The sequence below is a fragment of the Algoriphagus lutimaris genome (assembly GCF_017051705.1).
GTDB classification, from domain to species: Bacteria; Bacteroidota; Bacteroidia; order Cytophagales; family Cyclobacteriaceae; genus Algoriphagus; species Algoriphagus lutimaris.
Genome location: NZ_JAFIDJ010000002.1, coordinates 1,248,118 through 1,272,864, shown reverse-complemented (window position 1 = coordinate 1,272,864; position 24,747 = coordinate 1,248,118). Strand labels below are relative to the sequence as shown.

Here is a 24,747-nt window from a genome sequence, read left to right as displayed (position 1 = left end):
TTACTCCTACCGGATATTGAATATTAAAATTATGCGTATTTAGGAGCCAACTCAGATGCTGCTTTGGCAAGAATTTTACCAGCACCATCAATGTCACCCTTTATGATCAAATCAAGAGCCTCTGGATAAGAAGCATCAAGAAGTACATAGAATTCTTTTTCAAATGCTCTTGCCTTCTCAACCGGTACTGAATCCATCAATCCTCTCGTAGAAGCATAGATAATTGCTACTTGATGCGCAACAGATACTGGAGAGTATTGAGGTTGCTTCAAGATTTCTTGGTTTCTTCTACCTCTTTCGATCGTTCTTTTGGTAGTAGCATCTAGATCAGAACCGAACTTAGCAAATGCTTCCAATTCACGGAACTGAGCTTGATCCAACTTCAAAGTACCAGAAACCTTCTTCATGGACTTGATCTGAGCGTTACCTCCAACCCTTGACACGGAGATACCTACGTTAATTGCAGGACGGATACCAGAGTTGAACAAGTTCGTTTCCAAGAAGATCTGCCCATCTGTAATAGAAATTACGTTAGTTGGGATATATGCAGAAACGTCACCAGCCTGAGTTTCAATGATTGGAAGTGCAGTTAATGATCCTCCACCTTTTACTAAAGGCTTGATTGAATCTGGCAAATCGTTCATTTGAGAAGCGATGGCATCAGACTTATTGATTTTCGCAGCTCTTTCTAACAATCTTGAGTGAAGATAGAATACGTCACCCGGATATGCTTCACGTCCTGGAGGTCTTCTCAATAGTAGAGATACTTCACGGTAAGCAACAGCTTGCTTAGACAAATCATCATAAACCACCAAAGCCGGACGTCCCGTATCACGGAAGAATTCCCCGATTGCAGCACCAGTAAACGGAGCAAAGAATTGCATTGGGGCCGGATCCGAAGCAGGAGCTGCAACAACTACAGTATATGGAAGAGCCCCACCTTTTTCAAGAGCAGCTACCACGTTGGCAACAGTAGAAGCTTTCTGACCAATAGCTACATAGATACAGAATACAGCTTCTCCTCTGTCATAAAATTCTTTTTGATTCAAGATAGCATCAATAACCACCGCAGTTTTACCTGTTTGACGGTCACCAATTACTAATTCTCTTTGTCCTCTACCGATTGGAATCATGGCATCGATAGATTTAATACCTGTTTGAAGAGGTTCGGTTACCGGTTGTCTGTAAATTACACCTGGTGCCTTACGCTCCAATGGCATGTCATACAAGTCACCAGCAATAGGTCCTTTACCATCGATAGGATTACCAAGGGTATCCACTACTCGGCCAAGCATTCCTTCACCTACTTTAATAGAGGCAATTTTCTTAGTTCTCTTTACAGTGTCACCTTCTTTAATTTCTTTGGAATCACCAAAAAGTACGGCACCTACGTTGTCCTCTTCCAGGTTAAGCACCATTGCTTTCAGACCATTGTCGAACTCGATCAATTCACCAGCCTGAGCCTTAGAAAGTCCATAGATACGTGCTACACCATCCCCTACTTGAAGGACTGTACCCACTTCTTCAAGTTCCGCTTGAGTTCTTGCACCTGAAAGCTGCTCTCTCAAGATTGCTGAAACTTCATCTGGTCTTACTTCTGCCATGATATGATAAGATTATGATTTTTGCTTTTGTTTTTAATACTGTTTCTCGTAATGATTTTGAATAAATTGAGATCTTAAATCCCTCAATTTACTACTCAAAGATTCATCAAGCTGACGGTCGTTTACTTTCAAAACAAATCCACCGATAAGGTCTGGATTGATTTTTTCTACCAGTTGCACGTCAGTCAAACCGGAGATTTGTTTTACTGCATCCACAAATGCTGCTCTTTGCTCCTCGCTAATCGCAGTGGTAGTGGTTACTTCAGCAACCTGAATTGATTTATGAATGTTGTATTGAACCTCAAATTCCTTTGCCACATCCACTAAAATTTTTTCCCTGCTTTTACGAGAAACAATCTCGAAAAAAGTAGAAGTCATTTTTTGAGTGGACTTTTCAGGGAAAAGAGCCTTTAGTACATTCAGCTTCTTTTCTGAATTGATTACCGGATTGTTCAACAAAAGCACAAGATCATAATTGCTCTTGGCCATTGCCGTTAATTTTTGAAAATCCGCATGAACCTCCTCAAGCAATCCCTTTTCCAGGGAAAGCTCCAAAATAGATTTGGCATAGCGGGATGCTACTCTATGATTTGACATGGAGGTGGTTTAGTTTAACTTAAGATCTTTAACAAATTCGTCTACCAACTCTTTCTGAGCTTTATCTTCAGACAAATTCTTTCTCAATAATTTCTCTGCTACTTCAAGGGTCAAGGTGGCCACTTGAGTTTTTACATCTGCCAAAGCGGCTTTTTTCTCAGTTTCGATAACAGCTTTCGCGTTTTCGATCATTTGAGCTCCTGCTTTTAAAGACTCCTGTTTTGCATCTTCTATCATTTTAGCAGAAGATTCATGCGCCTTTTTCAGAATAGTATCTCTTTCCAATCTAGCTTCAGCAAGAAGTTTTTCATTCTCCGCCTTCAAATTAGCCATTTCAGTTCTTGCCAATTCAGCAGATTTCAAGGCATTGTCAATGCTTGTTTCTCTTTCTTCAAGCGCTGCCAGCATTGGCTTCCAAGCGAACTTGATCAAGATGAACAATAAGGCCAAAAAGCCAATCAATTGCCAAAAAACAAGGCCGGAACTAGGTAAAATAAGATCCATTTTATTTATATAATTTCGTTGTTTTACTAGAAAGAGAGGGACCAGCTCGAAGCTGATCCCAATTCATTTGTTCTTAGAAGTCGATACCGCCTGCGTTCAAAGCAATAAGTAGACAAACTACTACTGCAAACAGGGAAACAACTTCGATCAAGGCTGCAATAATCAACATTGCAGTTTGAACCTTACCAGCAGCCTCAGGCTGACGAGCAATAGATTCCATGGCTTGACCACCGATTCTACCGATACCAAGGCCTGCGCCAATCGCAACAATACCTGCACCGATACCAGCTCCCATTAGAGCTAATCCAGCAGTCAACAAGATAGAAGTTAACATAAGAGTTAGATTTATAAATTGAACAAAGAAATTTCTAATTAATGATCGTCATGATGCTCAGCAACAGCAGAGCCAATGTACATCGCAGTAAACAACGTAAATACATAAGCCTGAATAGTTGCTACCAACAATTCAATCATGTTAATAAAGGTCACCATCAAGGTACTTACTACCCCGATAGAATAAGACTGGAAAATGAAAATCAGTGCAATGAAGGCCAAGATCACAATGTGACCTGCAGTAATCGCCACAAAAAGACGAACCATCAATGCAAATGGTTTGGTAAACAAACCTATGATCTCCACGGGCACAATTACCAATAACAATGGAAGAGGAACTCCCGGTGTCATAAATACGTGCTTCCAGTAATCTTTATTTCCGTTAATATTAACCAGGATAAAGGTAAGAACCGCCAAGGTCGCCGTTACAGCAATATTACCTGTCAAGTTTGCAGCACCAGGAAGCAATCCTAGTAAATTACCAACCCATATAAAGAAGAACAAGGTTAATAAGTAAGGTACAAACTTTTTATACTTTGGACCGATAGACTTATGCGCAATTTCATCACGAACAAACACTACAATCGGCTCCACTAAAGAAGCCGCTCCTTTTGGTGCAGCGGTACCATGTCTTCTATAATGAGCTGCTGCTGAAAGCACCAACCACAACACAATAGCAATCACCAAAAACATCATTACCACGTTTTTGGTAATCGAAAAGTCGATAAAGCTTGCTCCATCTACTCTTCCTACATGGTCGTGTGAATCTATATAATATCCTTCGTGAGCATACTCTTCTCCAAAAACGTGAGTCTCATGATTCTGAAAATCCGAAGATTTAAAGAATTCCAAACCACGGTCAGAAGAATAGACAATTACCGGTAGTGGAAGAGTCACATGCGTATGGCCTATGGTTGCAAAATGCCATTCATGAGAATCCTTGATGTGATGCATGATGAAGCCCGTAGGATCTTCGCCACCTTCTTCAGTTTCGGAACCAGCTGCCATTAGGGGGCCAGACAGGATCAGCAAAAATGCTGAAAATAAAAGACTTAGTGCCAATAATTTGCGCGTCATCAACTCGTTTTTTTGAGGGCTACTTTGAAATCGGGCGCAAGTTAGCTAGAAAGGCATAGATATCAAAAACTAGGAAGAACAAAAAAAGAATAAAAAAATTCGATATAAACAAAAGAATATTCTCCGCACCACTCATCACAACTATGGTGATGTATACCAAAGAGGCAATAATCCGGAGTACCATACCCAATAATTTTATCTGAATTAAGCTCTCGGGGGAACTTTTCAATAACAATTTGCTAAGAAATCCTATCAAATAGGACATGATAGCAACAAAACACAAAATTCCCCAAATCTTTTCATGAACCACCTGAGGGAGGATTTGCTGCATGAGAAAAATGAGCAAAGAAATGATCCCTGTAAATATAAAAAAGCGGACATGAAAGTTCTGAAGCATGACGATTTTTGAAATTTGCTGCAATTTACTCCAAAAAATGAATATGCTTATTCATCCTGCCTCAGCATATTCCAAAGCTGGTAGAATGCGATTGCAATCGAGGCAAAGCAGCAGAGTAATAGCCAAATTGGAAACTTCATATCACTCTTTGACTGTATCCACCAACCTAAAAATGTCCCCGCCCCGATGATTCCAAATAATTGAAAAGACAAACCAATGTATTTTACGAAGACTGGTGTTTTGTTGTCTTTCGAATCTTTATTCGCTGGTTTTTGAGATTCCATAAATCATTAGATGAGTTTAAAATTAACCAATTATTGTGGCTTAAATGGATGAGTTGCCCCATCAAAAAATATTTGATAGCATAATCCGTTCTTTAAGTAAGCCAAAAAGCCTATTTTGGTGTGGAAATTGGGCAAATTGATTCATGATTAAAATTTCGAGGTTGGCATTGGTCTTATTAGTTTTTGCCTGTGCCTGCTCTTCTGAGCGAAATACCTTTACAAACCGTACTTTTCATAATTTAACCTCGCATTTTAATGCGTATTACCTCGCTGATGTCAAAATCAAGAATGTAGAAAACTTAGTTAAAAGCAACTACAAGGAGGATTATACCCAAGTCTTGCCGGTCTTTATCCCCATTGACTCCGCGTCAATTCAGGAATCTGCTGATACGTTACAGTCCGCAAGAGAATTGGCTTCCAAAGCGGTGGAATGGCACAGGATCAGCAAATGGGTAGACGATAGCTATTATTTACTAGGGAAGATCGATTACTTACAATCCCATTTCGATGATGCCCAAAACACATTCAAATTCGTCAATGTCAACAGTAAAGACAAAGACCTCCGACATAAGACCTTGATTTCTCTTCTAAGGCTCTATGTGGATTTGAAAGAATTCGAAAACGCCAATTTCACAATTGATTATTTATCCAAAGAGTCCGGTATTAACGACGAAAACCGATACGAACTCTATCGAACATTGGCATATTATTATGAAACAAGAAGCGATGCCAATGGTGTGATTGGAGCCTTAACCAAAGCCTTGGATTATGTAGACAATAAAAAAGAAGAGTCTCGTATCAACTTCATCCTTGCACAACGCTATCAAAAAGCAGGTTTAGATGCGCTGGCTTATGACTTTTACAACAATTCTCAAGATGGAAACCCTCCTTACGAACGAAGCTTTTTTGCGCAGCTTTACGCCCAACAAGTGGCGGAGTTGAATGCATCAAAAGACCTTCGTAAGGTTAGACGCTATTATGAAGATTTATACAACGACCCCAAAAACAAAGATCTCAAGGATGTAGTCGTTTATGAAATGGCTCTTTTTGAGGAAAAGCAAGGAGATACTGTCAAAACACTTCAATTATTACATCAGGCAGCCAAAGAGCCCGGGAGTAATCCGCGTCAAAAAGGGTATATCTATCAAAAACTTGCTGAAATCAACCTCGATAATTATAAAGACTACAGAGCCACCAAATATTATCTCGATAGTGCATTAACCTACATCAAAGAAACTGACCCAGTTGCTGAACAGATAAATGAACAAAAGGAAACACTGGATCATTATGTTTTTCACCTAGAAAGAATAACATCCAATGATAGTCTGATTAGTTTGGCTCGTTTATCTCCAGAGGAGCAAAAAGCCATTGCAGAGAATTTTATAAAAAAAGAGGAAGAACGCTTGCTCGCGGAGGCTGCTGCAAAACAGGAGCCCGAAAGCAACAGCATTTTTGATAATTTGTTGGCCTTCAATGACCGTGGATCTGGGTCTACATTTTATTTTGACAATTCTGTTGCCATGCAACAAGGGACCATTGAATTTTATCGGGTTTGGGGGAACCGCCCCATTCAAGATAACTGGAGAAGAAGTGCTGCAAGTTTCCAAAGTACGGAACCAACCATTGCTGCACCTGCTGAGACAGATTCTACCGGAGTGGACGAAGCTGCTAATCCATTAAATCAGTTACCGGATTTAGAAACCCTTCTCGCGCAGATCCCAAGCTCAGAGGAAGATATATCGAAATTGAATCTTGAACTGGAAGAATCTTACTTTGAATTAGGGAAATTACTTTACTTTGAATTAGGGGAAGTGGAATCCAGTATTGAAAATTTGGAAACCTTGGTTAGGGAATACCCTAACTCTAGTAGAAAGCCTGAAGCTTATTACTTATTATATCTGGGCCAGAGAGATCGAGGCGGAAATTTCCAACAATATATTGGGAGGCTCAATAATGAATTCCCCGAATCTCAATACACCTACTCAGTAAATAATCCCGAAGCTGCCTCAGGAAATCTCGCCTATTTGGCATCCTCTAAAAATTATGAGTTGGCCTATGATGCTTATTACAAAGGTGACTATAAACAAGCCCGCGAAATTATCGTCAATACTTTAGAAGAATATCCATTAACTCGAAATACGGAGCGTATTTTATTGTTGGATATCATGGTTACCGGGAAATTGGAAAGCCGGCAGCAATACCGTCAGCGACTGGAAGCATATATCCAAAATTCAAAAGATGAAAATTTGATAGAATTGGCAAGAAATATGCTTAGACCCATGATGTCTAGTGAAGAACTTGCTTCTCTAAATAAATCAGATAGCACAGCATTAGATTCTGCGAAGTTGGCAAATCCGGATTTATCCAATAATGAAGGACTTGAAAACCTTCCAGAATCACCTTATAAGGTCAATGAATCCAGTACGCATATCTTTGTATTGGTAATGAGTCCAGATGAAATGGAAAATGCTGAAGGTTTGTTAGGAGACTTAGAGGCCTTTCATACTAAGAATTTCCAAAATGCTAGGTTACGAACCGGAAATATGAACATGAATAGTGATCACGCTATCTTTATTATTTCCCCTTTTAGCAATGCGGAAAAAGCAACAGTATATTACCAGTTGTTTTTAACGGATTTTAAGTCCAATGAAATCACAGAAGAGATAAAAAATGATTCTTTTGTCATTTCAATTGAAAACTTCCAACAACTGAATAAAACAAAGAATTTAGAAGAATACAGGACTTTCTTTAAGTCAGTTTATAAGTAATTATGAGTAAAAATTCAAAACCTGAATCCTCTGGCTGGGCCAAAAAAATAGTCAAATTCATTTGGCTAGCCTTTGTGGCTGGTTTTTTTGGTTTCATCCTTTTCGTATGGATGGTGAGCATCAATTTCCTGGGCTTATTCGGTTCTTTACCTGATTTCAAAGCGCTTGAAAACCCAGAAAGTGAATTAGCCTCCGAGCTCTATTCCTCAGATGGAGTATTATTGGGAACCTATTTTAGAGAAAATAGAAGTCCTGTCACTTATGAAGAGCTTTCTCCCAATTTGGTTCATGCCTTAATTTCCACCGAAGATGTAAGGTTTGAAGACCATTCTGGAATTGACATGATCGCTATGATGCGAGTATTTGTCAAATCCATTTTACTTGGACAAGATGCAGGAGGGGGATCTACGTTGAGTCAGCAAACTGCCAAAAACCTGTTTAAGACTAGAACTGATGCTTCTCAAGGCACCTTAAGTTCTGTCCCTGGGTTAAGAATGCTGATTATCAAAACCAAAGAATGGATTGTAGCCACTCAGTTGGAAAGAGCTTACACCAAAAACGAAATTCTTACGCTCTACTTAAATACATCAGAGTTTGGGTCTAACGCCTATGGAATCAAAACGGCCTCCAAAACCTTCTTTAACAAAAGTCCTGATGAATTAGAGGTACAGGAAGCAGCTGTTTTAGTCGGGTTATTTAAAGCCCCAACTTATTATAGCCCTGTATACAATCCTGAAAATTCATTGAGAAGGAGAAATACGGTGTTGTACCAAATGGTTAAAAATGACCAGTTGACCAAAGCGGAATTTGATTCCCTTTCCCAGTTACCAATCGAGTTGGATTACAATGTTGCTAACCAAAACAAAGGATTGGCAACCTACTTTAGAGAAATTGTTAAAGCAGATTTGATCAGATGGGCGAAAGAAAACTTGAAATCTGATGGCACTTCTTATGATTTATATGGGGATGGATTAAAAATTTATACCACCATTGATAGTAGAATGCAACGATATGCTGAAGAGGCAGTAGCAGAGCACATGGCAAGTCTTCAAAAAGCATTTTATAAAGAAATGGGAAATAGAGATCCTTGGGTAGATGGAGACAATCGTGTAATTCCTAATTTCATTGAAGACGCAGTCAAAAGAACTGAAGCTTACCGATTATTGAAGATTCAATATGGAAATGATACGGATTCGATTGAATTAAAACTCAATGAAAAAAAGAAAATGACAGTGTTCTCCTGGGAAAAGGGAGAAATCGATACGCTCATGAGTACCATGGATTCCTTGAGATATTATAAGAAATTCCTTCAGACTGGATTTATGAGCATGGATCCTCATTCCGGTCAAATCAAAGCATGGGTGGGTGGAATGGATCATAAATATTTCAAATTTGACCATGTTAAGAGAGGAAAGAGACAACCAGGCTCTACCTTCAAACCATTTGTATATGCAGCAGCAATAGAGAATGGTTACAGTCCTTGCTATTCAGTAATAGACCAGCCAGTAGAAGTCTTTATTCCAGGCCAGCCTACTTGGAGTCCTTCCAATGCTGATGGCAAGTTTACTTATGAAAAAATGACGATTCGTAAGGCAATGGCCCAATCAGTCAATTCAGTTACAGCTTATATGATGAAAAAGCTGAGCCCTAAAATCGTGGTAGAAACTGCAAGAAGACTAGGAGTTACCAGTGATTTAGAAGAAGTTCCAGCTTTGGCTTTAGGTGTCAATGACGTGAGTATTTATGAAATGGTGGGAGCTTTTGGAACCTTTGTAAATAGAGGAGAGCATACAACCCCATTTTATATAGATCGAATTGAGGATAAAAATGGCAATGTTATTCAGCAATTCACTGCCAAAAAACGTCCTGCGATGAGTGAAGAGCATGCATATTTGATGACTTATATGCTCAGAGGAGGATTTGAAGAGGAGAGAGGAACCAGTCAAGGAGTCCCTTGGGAATTACGCGAAGGTAATGAATTAGGAGGTAAAACTGGGACAACACAAAATGCCTCTGATGGTTGGTATATAGGAATTAGCAAAGATTTAGTCTCTGGAACTTGGGTAGGTGGAGATGATAGAGCCATTCACTTCAGAAGTTGGATTGCCGGACAAGGAGGCAGAACTGCTCGACCTATTTGGGTGAAATACATGGAAAAAGTCTATGCTGATAAAAGCTTAGGATATACTAAAGGTCCATTCCCTAGACCAGAAAGACCATTAAGTATTGAAATTGATTGTGATGTTTATGAAAAAGAAAGTCAACGATTCGCAGACTTTGATTACGATGCGAAAAAGAATGATTTCTAATTTCCTCAAACACTAGCTAGAAAAACAGCCTAAATCCAAGGCTGTTTTTTTAATTTTAGGACATGCAGGCATCTTCTTATACACCCGAAGAACATTTATCACTCCCTGATCAACCGGGAGTTTATCGATACTTCAATTCTGAAAACGAATTGATTTACGTAGGTAAAGCTAAAAGTTTGAGAAAACGGGTTTCCAGCTATTTCAATAAAAACTCCGGTGTGAATCTCAAAACCAAAAGAATGGTTCGGGAAATCAAAAGAATTGAGATCACAATAGTCAACAGTGAGTTTGATGCACTATTATTGGAAAATAACCTGATCAAAAAAACCCAGCCGAAGTATAACATCTTACTTCGGGATGATAAGACCTATCCATACCTGTTGCTCCCCAATGAGAATTTTCCAAGAATCTTTCAAACCAGAAGGATGATTCCTAAAAAAGGGACTTATTATGGCCCTTTTGCAAGCGTAAAAGCCATGAATAATGTGCTAGACCTAATACGGGAGCTATTTACCATTCGAACCTGTAACCTAGACCTATCTCCTTACAAAATAGCTGAGGGGAAGTATAAAGTTTGTTTGGAATACCATATTGGAAATTGTCAGGGGCCTTGCGTGGGACTTCAAAAAGAAGCAGATTATATGAAAGATCTGGAGCATGCCAAACATATTCTTAAAGGGAATTTAGGGATAGCCAAATCCTATTTTAAAAATGAAATGCAGCATTATGCTGAAAATTTAGAATTTGAAAAAGCACAAAAAATCAAGGAAAAATTAGACCTCTTAGAAAAATACCAAGCCAAATCACTGGTTACCAATCCTAGCATTTCCAACTTGGATGTATGTACGATTGTCACGGATGAAAAAGCTGCCTATGTAAATTACCTACGGGTAAAAAATGGAGCTATGAATGTCTCCAAAAACGTAGAGTTGAAAAAACGGCTGGATGAAAGTGAAGAACAACTCCTCATTACTGCTCTTGTACGACTTCAGGATCAATTTCAAAGTGATTCCAATGAAGTCTTAACCAATATTGAATTAGAAGAGCCCATTGAAGGATTAAATCTCATTTTGCCGAAAATTGGAGATAAGAAGAAGTTAGTAGAACTTTCCTTGAAAAATGCACTTTACTATAAAAAGGAGAAAGCTTTATTAAAAGGACTAAATGAGGATAAAAAAGATCGGGTCATTAAACAATTACAGCAGGATCTAAGTCTCCCTGAAATTCCTGATCACATCGAATGTTTTGACAACTCCAATATTCAAGGAACTAACCCTGTTGCAAGCATGGTTTGTTTCCTTAATGGAAAGCCTTCAGTAAAAGAATACAGGCACTATCACATCAAGACTGTCATAGGAGCAAATGATTTTGCGAGTATGAAAGAGATCGTAACGAGAAGATATAAGCGCCTTTTAGAGGAAAACAAGCCCATGCCTAAGTTAGTGGTCATTGATGGCGGAAAAGGCCAGTTATCCTCAGCTGTAGAAGCCTTGCAAGAACTTGGCGTATATGGAAAGATGCCCATTATAGGAATCGCAAAAAGATTAGAAGAAATTTACTTCCCAGGTGATTCCTACCCCATTCATATCGATAAAAAGTCGGAAAGTTTAAGATTGCTTCAAAGAATCCGTGATGAAGCGCACCGTTTTGCCATCACCTTTCATAGAAAAGTCAGAAGCAAGAATGCATTCGGAACTCAACTGACCGCTATTCCGGGAATAGGAGAAAATACTGCAAACAAACTCCTTTCCCATTTCAAATCTGTCAAAAAGATTAGTGAAGCCAGTCAGGAGGAAATAGCCTCTATCATTGGAGCAAGTAAGGCGCAAAACCTATTTGATTGGATAGCAAAAATTAAAGGGGCTTAAAAAGCCCCTTTTTATTTTTACCACTCCCAAAGAGTGTTTTCGTATTCTAAGAGTTTATACTCAAATTCGAGCGAATTGATGTATGCCTGCACCTCGGGATTTGGAATGTCCGCATCCACTAAGTCAGCTATCAAAGCCTCATCTGGATTTGTAAACCTTCTCACCACAGATCTGAACAATCTAGATTCGAATGCCTCATCATAAGTCAGGCTTTTCGAAATGTTTTTGAAATTGATCCATCTAGCCTCTGGATGATCTTTGAAATAGTTATAGAAATCTTTGTATCTAATGTAAGCAATTGTCTTCTGACCTGCATTTGAATTAGTCTGAGAAGGCATAACCAACTCAAGGTATTTGATATCAAACACCATATCAGAATGATGCTTATCAAACACAAAGTCCTCTTTGAAATCCAAATAATATAATTGCTTGACAAAGATGCTATCACCTGTTGCATTTAACCAGAAATTATCCTGGAATTCTGCGATAGACATAGGTTGGGTAAAATCTTCATCTGCAAAAACTTCTAGTGCATTTTCATCCACTACAGCTTTGTAGATATAATTGATAATCCCATTCTTTTTTGCATCTCCTGATCCATATAGAGAAAGGTTATACTTTTCTCTAAGATCAATTCTTCTCCATACCGCAACTTGATACATTTTATCATCCTCACGAATTCTTTTCGCAGAGAAGATGGTATCCATATCAAAGGTCCGATCACCATACCCGGATGGAGTCACACTGGTTGCAATTTGAGCTTGGCTTGCCAAAGGGGCAACCAACACTGCAAAAAGCAAGGATAAGATCAATTTTGGAAGGAACTTTTTCATAATTATTTTATCTGGATTCGCAGGGAATTCTTACTTCACTCCGATACGAATAACTTTATTCAAAGTAGAAGGAATTTTATTTCCTCTAAAATTAGTCCTAGTTACTTGAGTAACCACAATAACAATGTCATCACCAGCTCTAGCACTTTCCATTAGTTGTCTCATGGCAATGCTATTTCCATTAGAAATTTGAGTTGTTTGTCGTGGTACATCATTTCTTAGTAATCTTACTTCTCCACCAGTCACTTCAAAGTTAGCATCCCTAGCCATCGTTCTACCGAAAGTAGCTTCAGGTTTTGCCAACACTTTAAGACCTGTCAAAGAGCTTATGGTTTGAGCTTGACTTACATCCAACTCAGACCCGTTAGAAGCTGCTGGAACAAGAGAAGGTTCTGGAACTGGTTTAATATCATACGATACATCTCCAATTTTATTGCCTCCTGAACTTACTCCAATGGTTACTTTTCCAGAAGCACCTGGAATTACAGTTAATTGTCCCGGAGTATTTCCTTTGATTGACTGGCCATTCGTAAGACTAAATTCTGGAGAATAGGAATTACCTAAAGCCGGAACTTCAATCAACAATTCATTAGCACAATCTGCGTAAAGCTGCTGAACAACCTCAGAAGAAACTCTGATTAAAGGCTGAGCAACGAAATATTCATATTCAACAGGAAGAACTTTATCTTCTCCACCAACATTGGTTACAATCTCACCTTTCAATACTCTTTTAGCAAGTCCTCTGTCATCATATTGAGATGCTGGAGTCACAGTAAAGTCGATCTTACCAAATCCATTTTCAACAGGCACCGAACGTCCATCAATTGTCATTTGTGGAGCAGCTGCGGAGGAACTGGAAGCAATAAACATATCTCCTTCAAATTTGGTACCTGCCGCTACGACATTAGAAGTCGCTGCAATTCTAGCTTCAACAATATCTGCTTTGAAGTAGAAAGTACCAATTGAACTAGTGATTTGAGCCAAAGCTTCACTTTCAATATTTAAAACTTCATTTTGATATTGTGATATCAAAGCCATTACCGCTCCCACTGGGGATTTCACAAAGTTCAATGCCACAAAGTCTTTATTTCTTACTTCCCGATCGTTTGCAAAAAGAGGAATTTCACCTGCATCTTTGGCAATTGCTTGGAAAGACATATCAATCCCAATTCCATTTAAAATTTGGGAAATTTGAGTTGGATATTGATTCAATCTTCCTTTCATTTCCTCACCCTTGCCATTATTGGCAAACATGTTTCCTGGAATTTCAGTGTTTTTCAAACTTGAACTAACGAAGTTTCCTTCTTCATTCTTTGCATTTGATTGAGTAATCAATTGCTGCTTAAGTTCTTCTAAATAAGAAAAGATTTCTTTGGTAGCCTCTCTAACTTCTTTAGCTGCTGCTACTTTTGGAACGTCTTTTTCATTATTCCCTTGCTGTTCTACGGTAGACTCGATAGAATTTACGGTAAACTCATTCTTAGAAATATAATTTCTAGAAGTTCGCTCCATACCGTCGTTTAGCAATACAAATTTCTGGAGAATCTGGTTACTTACCTGGAGGGCCAGTAGGGCCGTCAAAACCAGGTACATCATCCCGATCATCCGCTGTCTAGGTGTCTCTTTAGCTCCTGCCATCTTTATTGTTTTTCTATTCTAGATGATTGAGTATAATTAACCTTTCATAGCGGATAACATTCCACCATAGATTTTATTCAATGAACTTACATTTTGATTTAGTTTCGCCAATTCATTTTTGAAGGCTTCAGTTTCTTTTCCAGCTTCTGTCAAGCCTTCCATTGCTGCAGTCATATTGGAATAGAATTTATTTAAAGTCTTCACGTGACTATTGGCATCTTGTAATTCCATTTCATACACCGCGTTCAAAGCCGAAAGATTTTTGGTTACTGTTTGAACTTGAGTATGATATTCTTTAGCATCTTGAGATGCAGCAGACATTTCTGTCAAGGCTGCCGCAGTTTTACTGTAAGAAGCATTCATGTCTACCAATGTTTTAGCAGCTGATTTTACATTCGTTGCATATTCATTGGTTGCAACAGCAGCATCAGACAAATTGCCCATTTTTTCTGCAGAGGTAGCAAGATTTTGCATTCCTTTTCCAAGGCTTTCGATCAATTCTGGACCTACTTTGGCATTGGCTAGCATTTCATCCAATTTTTGAGATACGCTATCGCCAGATGCAGCCCCTGCTGAGGCTTTTTTATTACCTGGAGCACCGCCAGCTAATTCAGGATATACTTTAGACCAGTCAACTTCTTCTTGACGAGGTTCAAAAGCAGAAAGAAAGAAGATCGCAGCCTCTGTTGTAAGACCAATCGTGATCATCAAGTTACCTCCAGCCCAATCCAAAATTTTGAACATCGCTCCGAGAATAACTACTGACGCACCAATACCATAGATTTTTGGCATGATGCTGCCGTAAAATTTTGACTTAAATGAATTGCTGTTGCTAGCCATGAGTAATTTTGTAATTAAGGTGTTAGGTTTTTAATCGTGGAATTATTTATGTGTTTGGTATTATCTTTTTCTTCTTCTTGATGATTTCACATCCATAGATCCAGATCGACCAATAAATGTCATCACCGTTCTAAAACCAATGTGAGCTTGCGCCACATCTTCATATTCATAGGTTCTAGTACTAGTTTCCAAGTAATGCGCAATATCTTTCCAGCTTCCGCCTCTTACGATTTTTCTAGGCTCACTTGGAATATCATATACAGGGTTCAAATCCCAAGTTATGGCACTTGAAGTAGCGGCATAGGCATCCAAAACCCATTCTGCTACGTTTCCTGACATATTATAAAGACCAAATCCATTGGGAGCAAAAACGTCTACAGGAGCAGTGTAAGGAAATCCATCGTCTATGTAATTACCTCTTCCTGGTTTGAAGTTAGCCATAAGACATCCTCTCTTATTCTTCAAATATGGACCACCCCAAGGATATTTAGCAACATCTTTACCACCTTTGGCTGCATATTCCCATTCTGCTTCTGATGGCAACCTGAACGGCGTTAGATCATATTCAGATTCATCGTTGGCTCTCATGTGATAGGTTCTCCATTCACAGTATTGTTTGGCCTGATCCCAAGAAATCCCAACTACTGGATAGTTGTCAAATGCAGGGTGATCAAAATAAAACTCCATCAAAGGATCTCCATAATGGTATGAAAAACTGGTGGACCAAACTGTTGTATCTGGTTTCAATTCATCCAAGTTAAAAGTTGGCGGCTCCTTTAAGGTAGTAGGAGTACCTGTTTCCAATTGACCGCTTTTAACAGCTTCCAAGAACTGGCGATACTTATTATTGGACACCTCGTACTTATCCATAAAAAATTCCGAGATGGTAATCTGCTTATTCATCGAAGATTGAGTATAGGCAATATCCTCATCGGATTGTCCCATCCAAAATGTTCCCGCTTTAATCGGAACCATATCATATGGAAGGTTTTGTTGCCAATTTTCCCTTTTAGGAACTCCGGTTACTTCTCCTCTTCTATTAACCTTTTCGCTGGCAGATCCTTTCTTATTAAAAAGACCGCAGCCAGGTAATAGTGTCGCTACTGCCAATCCTAACATGATCGGTAATAGACGAAAATTCATTTTTTTATACATAAATGACGTTTTTGAGTTCATCAAATTAGTGCCCAATATATTATACTCTCAAGCTTCGAAATTTAGCTGAATTTGGCTCAATAATGCAAATAACCTGCCAAATTTTCCAGCTACGGTTTAGTCAGGTTTAAGTTTCAATTTTCCCGCCTTTTTTAGGAAATTTCACAATCTAGCATCCTAGAATCTAAATCGTGGAGTTCTTTGAATAACTCTTTCTACTTGCCTACTAACATCAGACAAAGTATATCTCAGCATTAACTCATGACTAGTAGGAGCTTTTGCTTCCAATCCACCTACCACTAAATCAAAAGCATAGCCCAATTTTAAGGAATTATCCTTTAATATACTGTAACCAAGGATAAAAGAAATGGATTCTTCCCCTCTAAAGGCTAAACCACCACTTATTTTGTTTTGGTGTGTAGCAATAACGCTCACATCGTAAGAAAAATTATTAAAAGAAACTGTCTTTAATAAAAAACTAGGCTCAATCGCTAATTGTCCTATAGGTCTAAACCTATAACCGAATAATAAGTAAGAATGATTTTTCAGTTGATTGGCATATGATCCATCTCCAAAATCAAAGTTTGGCTCATTAATATGTCGACTGCTCACACCTACATAATAATCTCCTCGATCGAATAACACCCCCGCTCCAATATTGAAATTCATCTGGCTTTCTTTACCTGATGTAGGCAAATTCGGCTCAGGATTCACCACAATCAATTCACCATAATCCAAAGAGCTGGAAAACATTCCAAATGAAACTCCTACACTAATATTAGATCTTTTTATTTTTTTATGATAAGCCCCCTGAAGATTAACTTCCAAATTAGAACTCGCTCCAATATTGTCATTGACTATGTTTATTCCATAACCAATGTTTTTGGAATCTAACCTACCCTGTGCAGTAAGCAGCTGGCTGACTGGGGCTCCTCGTTGACCAGAGGAAGTACGGTAGTTTGCCCATTGAGACCGATGAAGTGCAGAAAACCTGAATCCTCCATCCTTCCCTGCAAAAGCAGGATTGTAATACATCCCATTATACATGTATTGGGTAAACTGGGCATCCTGCTGAGCAAGCACTGGAGAAACTCCAGCATAGATGGCTATTAAAACAAGACTACTTAAAAAGTACTTCCAATGGCCGCTATGAATCATTTGAGCGTGGTTTTTTCGAATCTGAAAACTATTGTAATGATTTAAACTGAAAAACCACAGAAATTGATTCTAAGATTTACAAATTATTCGCCTTTTTGATGTAAAGCTCCAAGGCTCCAGTCATACTTGGCGCATTTGGAAGCGGTGCTTCGATATCCAAAATCAGGTCCAATTCCCTTACCGCTTTTGCTGTAGTAGGTCCAAATGCCGCAATTCTTGTTTTTCCTTGCACAAAATCAGGGAAGTTTACTTTCAATGATTTTATTCCGGAAGGACTGAAGAACGCCAAAATATCATACTTCACATCAGCCAAATCAGATAAATCTGCAGCCAACGTATGATAAATAATTGCTTCAGTAAATGCAATCCCATTCTTTTCCATATAATCAGGAATTACATCTTTCCGAATGTCAGAGCATGGAAACAAATACTTCTCTGATTTATGCTTTTTGAAATAATCGAATAAATCTTCTGCGGTCTTTTGACCTACGAATAATTTACGTTTACGGATTACAATATACTTTTGAAGATAATGAGCAGTCTGATCAGAAATACAGAAATATTTCATTTCTGCTGGCATCTCAATCTTAAAGTCTTTACATATAGCAAAGAAATGATCAATCGCATTCCTGCTGGTGAAAATAATGGCAGTATGCTTTAAGATATCAATTTTTTGTTTTCTAAACTCTTTGGGTGGAACGGGCTCCACTTTAATAAATTGCCTGAAATCAATCTTCAAATTATACTTCTCTGCCAACTGAACATAAGGAGAATTTTCGCCCGCTGGTTTTGGTTGAGAAACAAGGATACTTTTTACTGGCCTTAACCTGTCTTTGCTTACTGCACTCATGCTGTTTATTATGCTTTGATCATCCAAATCTTACTGACCTAAAACCATGACCCACTTAGCCATGATTAAAAAAGGCACTAATTCTGCGATGCAAAGGTAAGTAAATAAATGATATTTCTTAAAGCTTAGTCTATTCATCATTATTATAAAAAGACCTAACACACCAAGGATATAAACCCAGAAAAACACTGACAATGAGACACCTATCGCCTCTTTAGCAGAAGAAAATTCATTCACTAAAAAAAATGCAATTATTAAGACAAATCCAGTAATCCCTAACACCACAAGTCTCAAGAGATAAAAGAAATGAGCAAACTCTAATCTCCTTAAATCAAATAAGTACGCAACTATCCTAATTCCAATAAACTTCAGAATAGTAATGATGAAAAAACCTATGGCCCCAAGGCCCCATAAAATAAACAGAGACTTGAAGTCAATCCCAATCCAGGTTTCCAACCAAATTTGCCTGTAAAAGACCAACCCAATTACCGCAACCAAAGAAGTCATTAAATTGACCAAAAGCAGATAAAATAAGACATCAGAGGAAAAGAATTTCTGAAGACTTCCGGAGTCTGAAAAATCCTCAGCAGTCAATAAGGATTCTGGCCGAATAATCGAGGAAAATAAATAAGGATAAGCTACCTTATAGACTGCCAAAATCAATAGAATGATCAGAACAGCTACAAAATAAAAATCTCTTAAATCTTGTCTATCAAATCTTCTGACTGCTCCCACTTGCTCATTTACCTTGCCCAACTCATTGGTAATCGCTGTAGGTTGTAGGATTTTTTGAATTTTGGCATCTCCGATTTCAATTCCTTTTTTGAAAACTATCAACTCCAGATCTTTTCGGTCAAATTCATTGGTTAGTTCTCCAATGGGTTTTGAAAAAGTAGTATCGCCATTGGCATAAATCCACAATTTTTCACCTATAAATACTACTGATTTTTCAGGAAATGAAAATGAAATATTAGCTAATGGGAAGGTGCTCAAATCAAGCTGGAGAACCAACCTATCATTAGGACGAATCCACGTTTCACCTTTTCCCTTTTCCCAGGAAGAACTATAATCCTGTAAAACTTGAGCATAAGTGGAATTTACACCCAATAGCAACCAAAAAACTAAAATTAATAATACGTTTCGCTTCATGCTCAGAACCTGGCCAGATAACCAAAGTGAATCTTGGAATAAGAGAAAGACAAAGGTTGCAAATTAGATTTACCTAATCCATAAATAAATCTAAAAACTCCATTGCCTGTCTCTAAATTTATGCCTGCCCCAAATGAAACTGGAAAATCATCCTTCTTTTCTAAGATTGGGTTTTTTAAATATCCAATATCCGTAAACACCATTAAATAGGAGTCCTCTCCAAAAAAAAGACGCTGCTCCATATTAATGTAGCCGTAATTTTTGGCATAAAAGAAATTTTCATTGAAGCCTCTTATGGTCTTGAGTCCTCCTAGCCTGATTAGGTCGTTCAAAAATAGATTCTTGTTTCTGACAAATCCTGAACTTCCTCGAAACCACATCCCCCAGCTTTTTTTTACATATACATGTTTTTCTAGCTGAATGGTGGCAGCAAGCTGTGGCGTATTCAAATCAATATTTTGATAAGCTACTTCTGGAATCCCAGTGTTTTGAATGATTCTTTTGTTGCCTGCTGCAAACTCAGCCCTAAGCCAAATCCCTTTTCTTGGAGAAAAAAGACGGTCCAAGCCATTATAATCTACTCCAATTCCGTAAACATTCCATCGAAAGTCTGCCAAATCAGGCAATTCCTCCACATCTTGGAAGGCTACAGTTGAAATCAAATCACTCGCTTGGCGTTTCGTAAAGAATTGAATGGTAGATCTATTGGAAATTTCATAATCAAAATCCAACCCAAAATACCGATTTAGAAAGGTGCTGTCTTGTTTCAGCAAGTTAAAATCTAGAGAAATATGTAGAGGAGAATTAAACACAAAAGATTCTCTTGCACTCAGGTTCAGAGATTGGGTTTCCTTATTCATGCGTTGCCAGTGAACTGCAATATTCCTTCCTTTCCCTCCTAAATGGTACAATTCTAAATCCAACTGACCTGTAATCAATATTTTTCCAGGTTCATTCTCATTGGGTAGCAATCCTATCACACCATCCATCACGTTTACATTTCTGTCTCGGAGATAAAAAACAGGACTTGCTTTTTGAGTCCTAAAGGCAAGTTCAGGGGACTGGGAAAGTTCAAAATAAGGTGATCTAGAAAGTAGCTCACTAGAATTCTCAAACTCTTCTTGCGAAAAAAATCCTCCAATAGGAATTCTTGTTAGATTTTGAACATATTTAGCTTTGGTTTTTGTGGAACCTAGTACCTGAACCGTATCCCATCTTATCAATGGACCCGGATCTAGATTTGTACTGGCAATGATAATTTCGCCTTTTCGCTTCAAACTATCCAATTTCAGAGAAGCAAAAGGATATCCTTTATTTTCTAATTCTCTTAAAACTGTTTTGGTCCATTCATTCCAAGCCTTAAACCCAGGTTTTGGAAGCCCAAATTTCTTTACCAAATCTTCAGGAAGGTTTCCCTTTCCTATTTCTTCCAAAATAAACTGAGACCCTATATTCAATTGAGCTGATAAAGAATCAATCCCTTGAGTAGGAACATCCCAATATGCGGACAAATACCCCTTTGAAAAAAAATCCGCCAATATCGAGTCTAATTCTTGCTTCCGTTCCAACTCATTCGGAAATTCTTTCCAATTTTGGCGGTAAGAGGAATCGGAACTCTCCCATTTCAACCACACTTTGGATTGACCCCAAGAAACCGTCGAGATCAATAGCATCAGACAGAGCATGAAAGAAAAGTGCTTTTTCAAAGAGAAAAGGGATTGTTTAGATTCACAAAATAAGAGAAATACCTTGGCTGGCATCTACATACATATTCCATTTTGCAAACAGGCTTGTCATTATTGTGACTTCCATTTCAGCACAAACCTGAGCAGGATGGAAGAAATGGTCAGCAAAATAAACCTAGAACTGATCCTAAGAAAAAATTACCTGAAAAATTCAGCCATTGAGACAGTATATTTTGGAGGAGGCACCCCATCCCTTTTGAAAAAAGAAATGATAGACTCCATTCTCAATACGATTCAAAAACACTATTCTTGTGATTGGAAGGAGGTTACGCTGGAAGCAAATCCAGATGACTTAAGCTCGGAAAACTTAAAAGGATGGAAGAATCTAGGCATTGATCGTCTAAGCCTGGGAATTCAAAGTTTCAATCAGGAAGTCCTACATTTCTACAACAGGGCTCATACGGCAGAGGAATCCCGACTTGCGATTGGCAAGGCCAGAGATATGGGATTCCAAAAGTTCAGTATAGACCTGATTTATGGATTCCCCCACGGAGATCATTCGATTTGGGAATCAGATTTACAAGAGGCATTAAAATTAGACCCTGGACATATTTCTAGTTATGCCTTAACGGTAGAAGCCAAAACCACTCTCGGTAAATGGGAAAAAGAAGGCAAATTCTCCGAAGCTGATGAGAATTTTGTTGCCGAGCAATTCGAGATGCTGCAAGAAGCCACCGAAAAATCGGGTTTCGTGCAATATGAGATATCTAACTTTGGGAAACCTGGCCAATTTGCTTTACACAACACTAATTACTGGAAAGGTATTCCGTATTTGGGTGTAGGGCCTAGTGCACACTCATTTGACGGCTCCCATAGAGGAGCAAACCCCCGAAATAATTCAAAGTACCTAAAGACTTTGGGTCAAAATATTCTCCCTTTTGAGTCCGAAATATTGAGTACAGAGGATGTGATTAACGAATATATACTGACTGGTCTAAGAACTATTTGGGGAATTAATTTTGATAAAATCCAACAGGAGTATCAATTGGACCTAATGAGCGAGAAAAAAGAAATTTTAGAAAAAATGAATTTGGAAGGCTGGCTAATTTGGAACCGCAATACCCTATCTTTGAGTAGAAAAGGAAAACTACTTGCTGACAGCATCGCTTCCGCCCTTTTCATTTAATACTTAGCTATCCCATGAATAATAAAAATCCTTTTGGCAGAAAGAAAGAAGTAGCCCCCTTGGAATCAGCATTTAAGGATTTGCTAAAAGCCTACCGATTAGAAGATAAATTTCAGGAGAAAAGTGTGGTCCAGTCATGGCCAGAGATCGTGGGAAAAACCATTGCCGACAGGACCTCTTCGGTATTCATTAAAGAAAAAAAGCTTTTTGTAAAATTGTCTTCAGGTCCGATCAAAAAGGACCTTCAAATGAATAAGGGAAAGGTCATTTCTCTCATAGAAAAGAAATTTGGTCAGGGAATTATCGAAGACTTGGTATGTTTCTAACAGAAATTAGCACTTCTGTCTAAAGTTTACTTTTTTTAACATTCTATCTAGTAAGAATATTTTAGTCCCGATCTTAATTTATTTCACATTGAGTAATATTGTGGGGCAAAATCCATGATTAAATTACCATCAATCCATATAGGAAAACTTAGCATGCTCCTGGCCATTCTGGTCTGGTTGTCATTACTTTTTGTGGATTTGGTAAGACTTTTTGGTTTATTAAATGAATTGGAATCCGGTATTGCGGCAGAATTCACTTGGGTACTCGAGATTCTTTTCTTTTTAACAGTTTATCTTTTTTACAATTACTCCATCAATAAGAATAGTCAAAACGACTTTCTGAACCTGATATGGAGGGCTGCTTCGACAGGTATAGTAGCAGTTTTTGTTTCCATCATGATCAATCTCTTCTATTCTCTACTAGGGGATAGCCATTTGTTCAATGATCCATTCCTTAAAAATTTCTTCTACCACGTCAATTTTGCATTAATATCAATATTCCTGATATCCAGTGCGTTACTATGGAAGCATTTAATCCTTTACCAAAAAACAAAACGAGTAGTAAAACAATGGCAGGCATACGAGCTAGCTATGCTTGGAGCCATGTTTTTTATTTTTTTCAACAAAAACTCATTTGACTATAGCTTTTTATTTGGGTTTGTTCTGTTGGTAGGATTAGCGGTTATTTTATCAGGTAACCTTAAATGGATTCCCTATTTAACTTTTCGGGAAAAATGGAAATCCCTCCTTTTCCTCTTTATCATCATCAATTGCTGTGGTTACCTTTTTTATCAAATCCTTTTGTATAGCGACAGGGGAATGTTTGTTGTGAATTTGACGGACAACTTATTCCTGGTTTCTTTATTCAGCTTCATTTTTATCTATGCCCTATTCTGTTTTCTAGTCACCTTATTTAACCTACCTACCTCCTCTGTTTTTGAACAAAAGCTGACCGAGGCCATTAACTTTCAACGATTAAGCCAGTCCATTCAACCTGAGGAGAGTGAAGAGCAGGTATTGGATATCCTGGTAGATTCCTGTATGAGCGCTGCCTATGCGGATGCTGCTTGGCTGGAACTGGGAGATCAGGAAAGTACCAAAGGGTTTCTTCAAGAACGATTTATGGAGAAAGAAATGCGGGAAGAGCTAAGTGAAATTATTCAAAATCAGAAATTAGCTCAAGAATGGGCGGTTGAAAATAAACCTGAAAATTTAAACCCACTTTCACTTCGGCTAAGCCATGATCGATTTGAATCTATTTTATTGGTTCCTCTTGTCATTAACAAATCAGCGATCGGCCGAATGGTACTTTGTAAAGAGGTAAGAGATGGTTTCAATAAAGAGATGATCAACATCATCAGTACTTTTGTACGCCAAGCTTGTATTGCCGTTGAAAATCATAGATTACTAAATCAGGCCATTCAAAATGAACGCTACCAAGAGGAATTAAAAATTGCACAGCGGGTTCAGAAATCACTCCTTCCCACCAAATTAGACCATAATGAGACTTTTGAAATATCGGCCTATTCCAATGCGGCAGATGAAGTAGGAGGGGATTATTACGATACTTTTAAACTTGATGAGGACCGATACGTTATGATCATCGGAGATGTCTCTGGAAAAGGCACATCGGCAGCATTCAACATGTCCCAGATGAAAGGAATTTTCCAAAGTCTAATCCAGTTAAACCTTGGTCCTGCCCAATTTATGATTAAAGCCAATGCGGCTTTAAGCCGATGTTTGGAAAGGAATCACTTTATCACCGCCTCTATATTTCTTATCAATACCAAGGAAAAAAATATTTGTCATTCAAGAGCAGGCCATGTACCTACCTTAATGCATCAAAATAAGGTGGGCAAATCTGAATACTTGGGAATAGATGGCCTTGGTTTAGGGATTTTGAGAAACAAGCAATATGAAAATCACGTTGAGGAAAAAACATTTAAATACTCTTCAGGAGATATTTTAGTCATGTTTACAGACGGAATCGTTGAGGCTAAAAATGAAAAATCCCAACAGTTTGGTTTCGAAAGAATCCGAACTCTCTTGGAAGTATATCATGAATTAAGTCCAAAAGAAATCCAGACAAAAATTATAGATGCTCTTCATGCCTATGTAGGAGGAGATGGTTTAATAGATGATGATTATTCGATCATGGTGGTCAAATTTTCAGATGAATAAAGAAA

Annotated in this window: 20 protein-coding genes; 6 read left to right on the top strand and 14 right to left on the bottom strand. The window is 38.2% G+C overall.

Translation table 11 applies throughout. The features are described 5' to 3' along the window. Nucleotides 1-29: 29 nt before the first annotated feature. The 6 genes from atpA to JYB62_RS16075 all read right to left on the bottom strand — a co-directional run bounded on the left by atpA (nt 30) and on the right by JYB62_RS16075 (nt 4,796). On the bottom strand, nt 30-1,604 hold the full coding sequence (gene atpA, locus JYB62_RS16100) for a F0F1 ATP synthase subunit alpha (RefSeq protein WP_205646419.1): 1,575 nt from the start codon (nt 1,602-1,604) through the stop codon (nt 30-32). A gap of 33 nt (nt 1,605-1,637) precedes the next feature. Beyond that, on the bottom strand, nt 1,638-2,201 hold the full coding sequence (gene atpH / locus JYB62_RS16095) for an ATP synthase F1 subunit delta (RefSeq protein WP_205646418.1): 564 nt from the start codon (nt 2,199-2,201) through the stop codon (nt 1,638-1,640). A 9-nt stretch (nt 2,202-2,210) separates the two neighbouring features. Next, a complete protein-coding gene (locus JYB62_RS16090) occupies nt 2,211-2,705 on the bottom strand; it encodes a F0F1 ATP synthase subunit B (RefSeq protein ID WP_074226719.1) in 495 nt (164 codons plus the stop codon). A 73-nt stretch (nt 2,706-2,778) separates the two neighbouring features. After that, the gene (gene atpE / locus JYB62_RS16085; RefSeq protein WP_074226718.1) at nt 2,779-3,039 is read right to left on the bottom strand and encodes an ATP synthase F0 subunit C; all 261 of its coding nucleotides are present in this window, start codon (nt 3,037-3,039) and stop codon (nt 2,779-2,781) included. 38 nt (nt 3,040-3,077) lie between these two features. Beyond that, a complete protein-coding gene (gene atpB / locus JYB62_RS16080; protein WP_205646417.1) occupies nt 3,078-4,115 on the bottom strand; it encodes a F0F1 ATP synthase subunit A in 1,038 nt (345 codons plus the stop codon). Between the two features lie 444 nt (nt 4,116-4,559). Then, complete coding sequence (locus tag JYB62_RS16075) at nt 4,560-4,796, bottom strand: AtpZ/AtpI family protein (RefSeq protein ID WP_205646416.1); 237 nt, start codon at nt 4,794-4,796, stop codon at nt 4,560-4,562. 143 nt (nt 4,797-4,939) lie between these two features. Between JYB62_RS16075 and porW the strand changes: the two genes are divergently transcribed. The 3 genes from porW to uvrC all read left to right on the top strand — a co-directional run bounded on the left by porW (nt 4,940) and on the right by uvrC (nt 11,741). Further along, a complete protein-coding gene (gene porW / locus JYB62_RS16070; protein ID WP_205646415.1) occupies nt 4,940-7,564 on the top strand; it encodes a type IX secretion system periplasmic lipoprotein PorW/SprE in 2,625 nt (874 codons plus the stop codon). A gap of 2 nt (nt 7,565-7,566) precedes the next feature. Continuing rightward, complete coding sequence (locus tag JYB62_RS16065) at nt 7,567-9,873, top strand: penicillin-binding protein 1A (protein ID WP_205646414.1); 2,307 nt, start codon at nt 7,567-7,569, stop codon at nt 9,871-9,873. A 62-nt stretch (nt 9,874-9,935) separates the two neighbouring features. Continuing rightward, the gene (gene uvrC, locus JYB62_RS16060) at nt 9,936-11,741 is read left to right on the top strand and encodes an excinuclease ABC subunit UvrC (protein WP_205646413.1); all 1,806 of its coding nucleotides are present in this window, start codon (nt 9,936-9,938) and stop codon (nt 11,739-11,741) included. A 17-nt stretch (nt 11,742-11,758) separates the two neighbouring features. On the opposite strand, the gene porN is transcribed toward uvrC, so the two are convergent. The 8 genes from porN to JYB62_RS16020 all read right to left on the bottom strand — a co-directional run bounded on the left by porN (nt 11,759) and on the right by JYB62_RS16020 (nt 21,070). Then, the gene (gene porN, locus JYB62_RS16055; RefSeq protein WP_205646412.1) at nt 11,759-12,574 is read right to left on the bottom strand and encodes a type IX secretion system ring subunit PorN/GldN; all 816 of its coding nucleotides are present in this window, start codon (nt 12,572-12,574) and stop codon (nt 11,759-11,761) included. A 30-nt stretch (nt 12,575-12,604) separates the two neighbouring features. After that, nucleotides 12,605-14,212 (bottom strand): type IX secretion system motor protein PorM/GldM, encoded by a 1,608-nt coding sequence (gene porM / locus JYB62_RS16050; RefSeq protein ID WP_205646411.1) that lies wholly within the window; start codon nt 14,210-14,212, stop codon nt 12,605-12,607. Between the two features lie 36 nt (nt 14,213-14,248). Beyond that, nucleotides 14,249-15,052 (bottom strand): type IX secretion system motor protein PorL/GldL, encoded by an 804-nt coding sequence (gene porL / locus JYB62_RS16045; RefSeq protein WP_205646410.1) that lies wholly within the window; start codon nt 15,050-15,052, stop codon nt 14,249-14,251. A gap of 60 nt (nt 15,053-15,112) precedes the next feature. Next, nucleotides 15,113-16,207 (bottom strand): T9SS ring complex lipoprotein PorK/GldK, encoded by a 1,095-nt coding sequence (gene porK, locus JYB62_RS16040; protein WP_205646409.1) that lies wholly within the window; start codon nt 16,205-16,207, stop codon nt 15,113-15,115. Nucleotides 16,208-16,384: 177 nt separating this feature from the next. Continuing rightward, nucleotides 16,385-17,365 carry a PorP/SprF family type IX secretion system membrane protein gene (locus tag JYB62_RS16035; protein WP_205646408.1) on the bottom strand — a complete coding sequence of 327 codons (981 nt, stop codon included), beginning with the start codon at nt 17,363-17,365 and terminating at the stop codon, nt 16,385-16,387. A 76-nt stretch (nt 17,366-17,441) separates the two neighbouring features. Then, nucleotides 17,442-18,215, bottom strand: a complete 774-nt coding sequence (locus JYB62_RS16030) for a uroporphyrinogen-III synthase (protein WP_205646407.1) — start codon at nt 18,213-18,215, stop codon at nt 17,442-17,444. Nucleotides 18,216-18,245: 30 nt separating this feature from the next. After that, complete coding sequence (locus JYB62_RS16025) at nt 18,246-19,364, bottom strand: DUF4271 domain-containing protein (RefSeq protein ID WP_205646406.1); 1,119 nt, start codon at nt 19,362-19,364, stop codon at nt 18,246-18,248. A 2-nt stretch (nt 19,365-19,366) separates the two neighbouring features. Further along, nucleotides 19,367-21,070, bottom strand: coding sequence for a BamA/TamA family outer membrane protein (locus tag JYB62_RS16020; protein ID WP_205646405.1), 1,704 nt, complete (start codon nt 21,068-21,070; stop codon nt 19,367-19,369). A 43-nt stretch (nt 21,071-21,113) separates the two neighbouring features. Between JYB62_RS16020 and hemW the strand changes: the two genes are divergently transcribed. From hemW to JYB62_RS16005, 3 genes are all read left to right on the top strand, one after another. Continuing rightward, nucleotides 21,114-22,235, top strand: a complete 1,122-nt coding sequence (gene hemW, locus JYB62_RS16015) for a radical SAM family heme chaperone HemW (protein WP_205646663.1) — start codon at nt 21,114-21,116, stop codon at nt 22,233-22,235. 14 nt (nt 22,236-22,249) lie between these two features. Next, complete coding sequence (locus tag JYB62_RS16010) at nt 22,250-22,561, top strand: DUF721 domain-containing protein (RefSeq protein WP_205646404.1); 312 nt, start codon at nt 22,250-22,252, stop codon at nt 22,559-22,561. A 114-nt stretch (nt 22,562-22,675) separates the two neighbouring features. Continuing rightward, the gene (locus tag JYB62_RS16005; protein ID WP_205646403.1) at nt 22,676-24,742 is read left to right on the top strand and encodes a GAF domain-containing SpoIIE family protein phosphatase; all 2,067 of its coding nucleotides are present in this window, start codon (nt 22,676-22,678) and stop codon (nt 24,740-24,742) included. Nucleotides 24,743-24,747 lie beyond the last annotated feature (5 nt).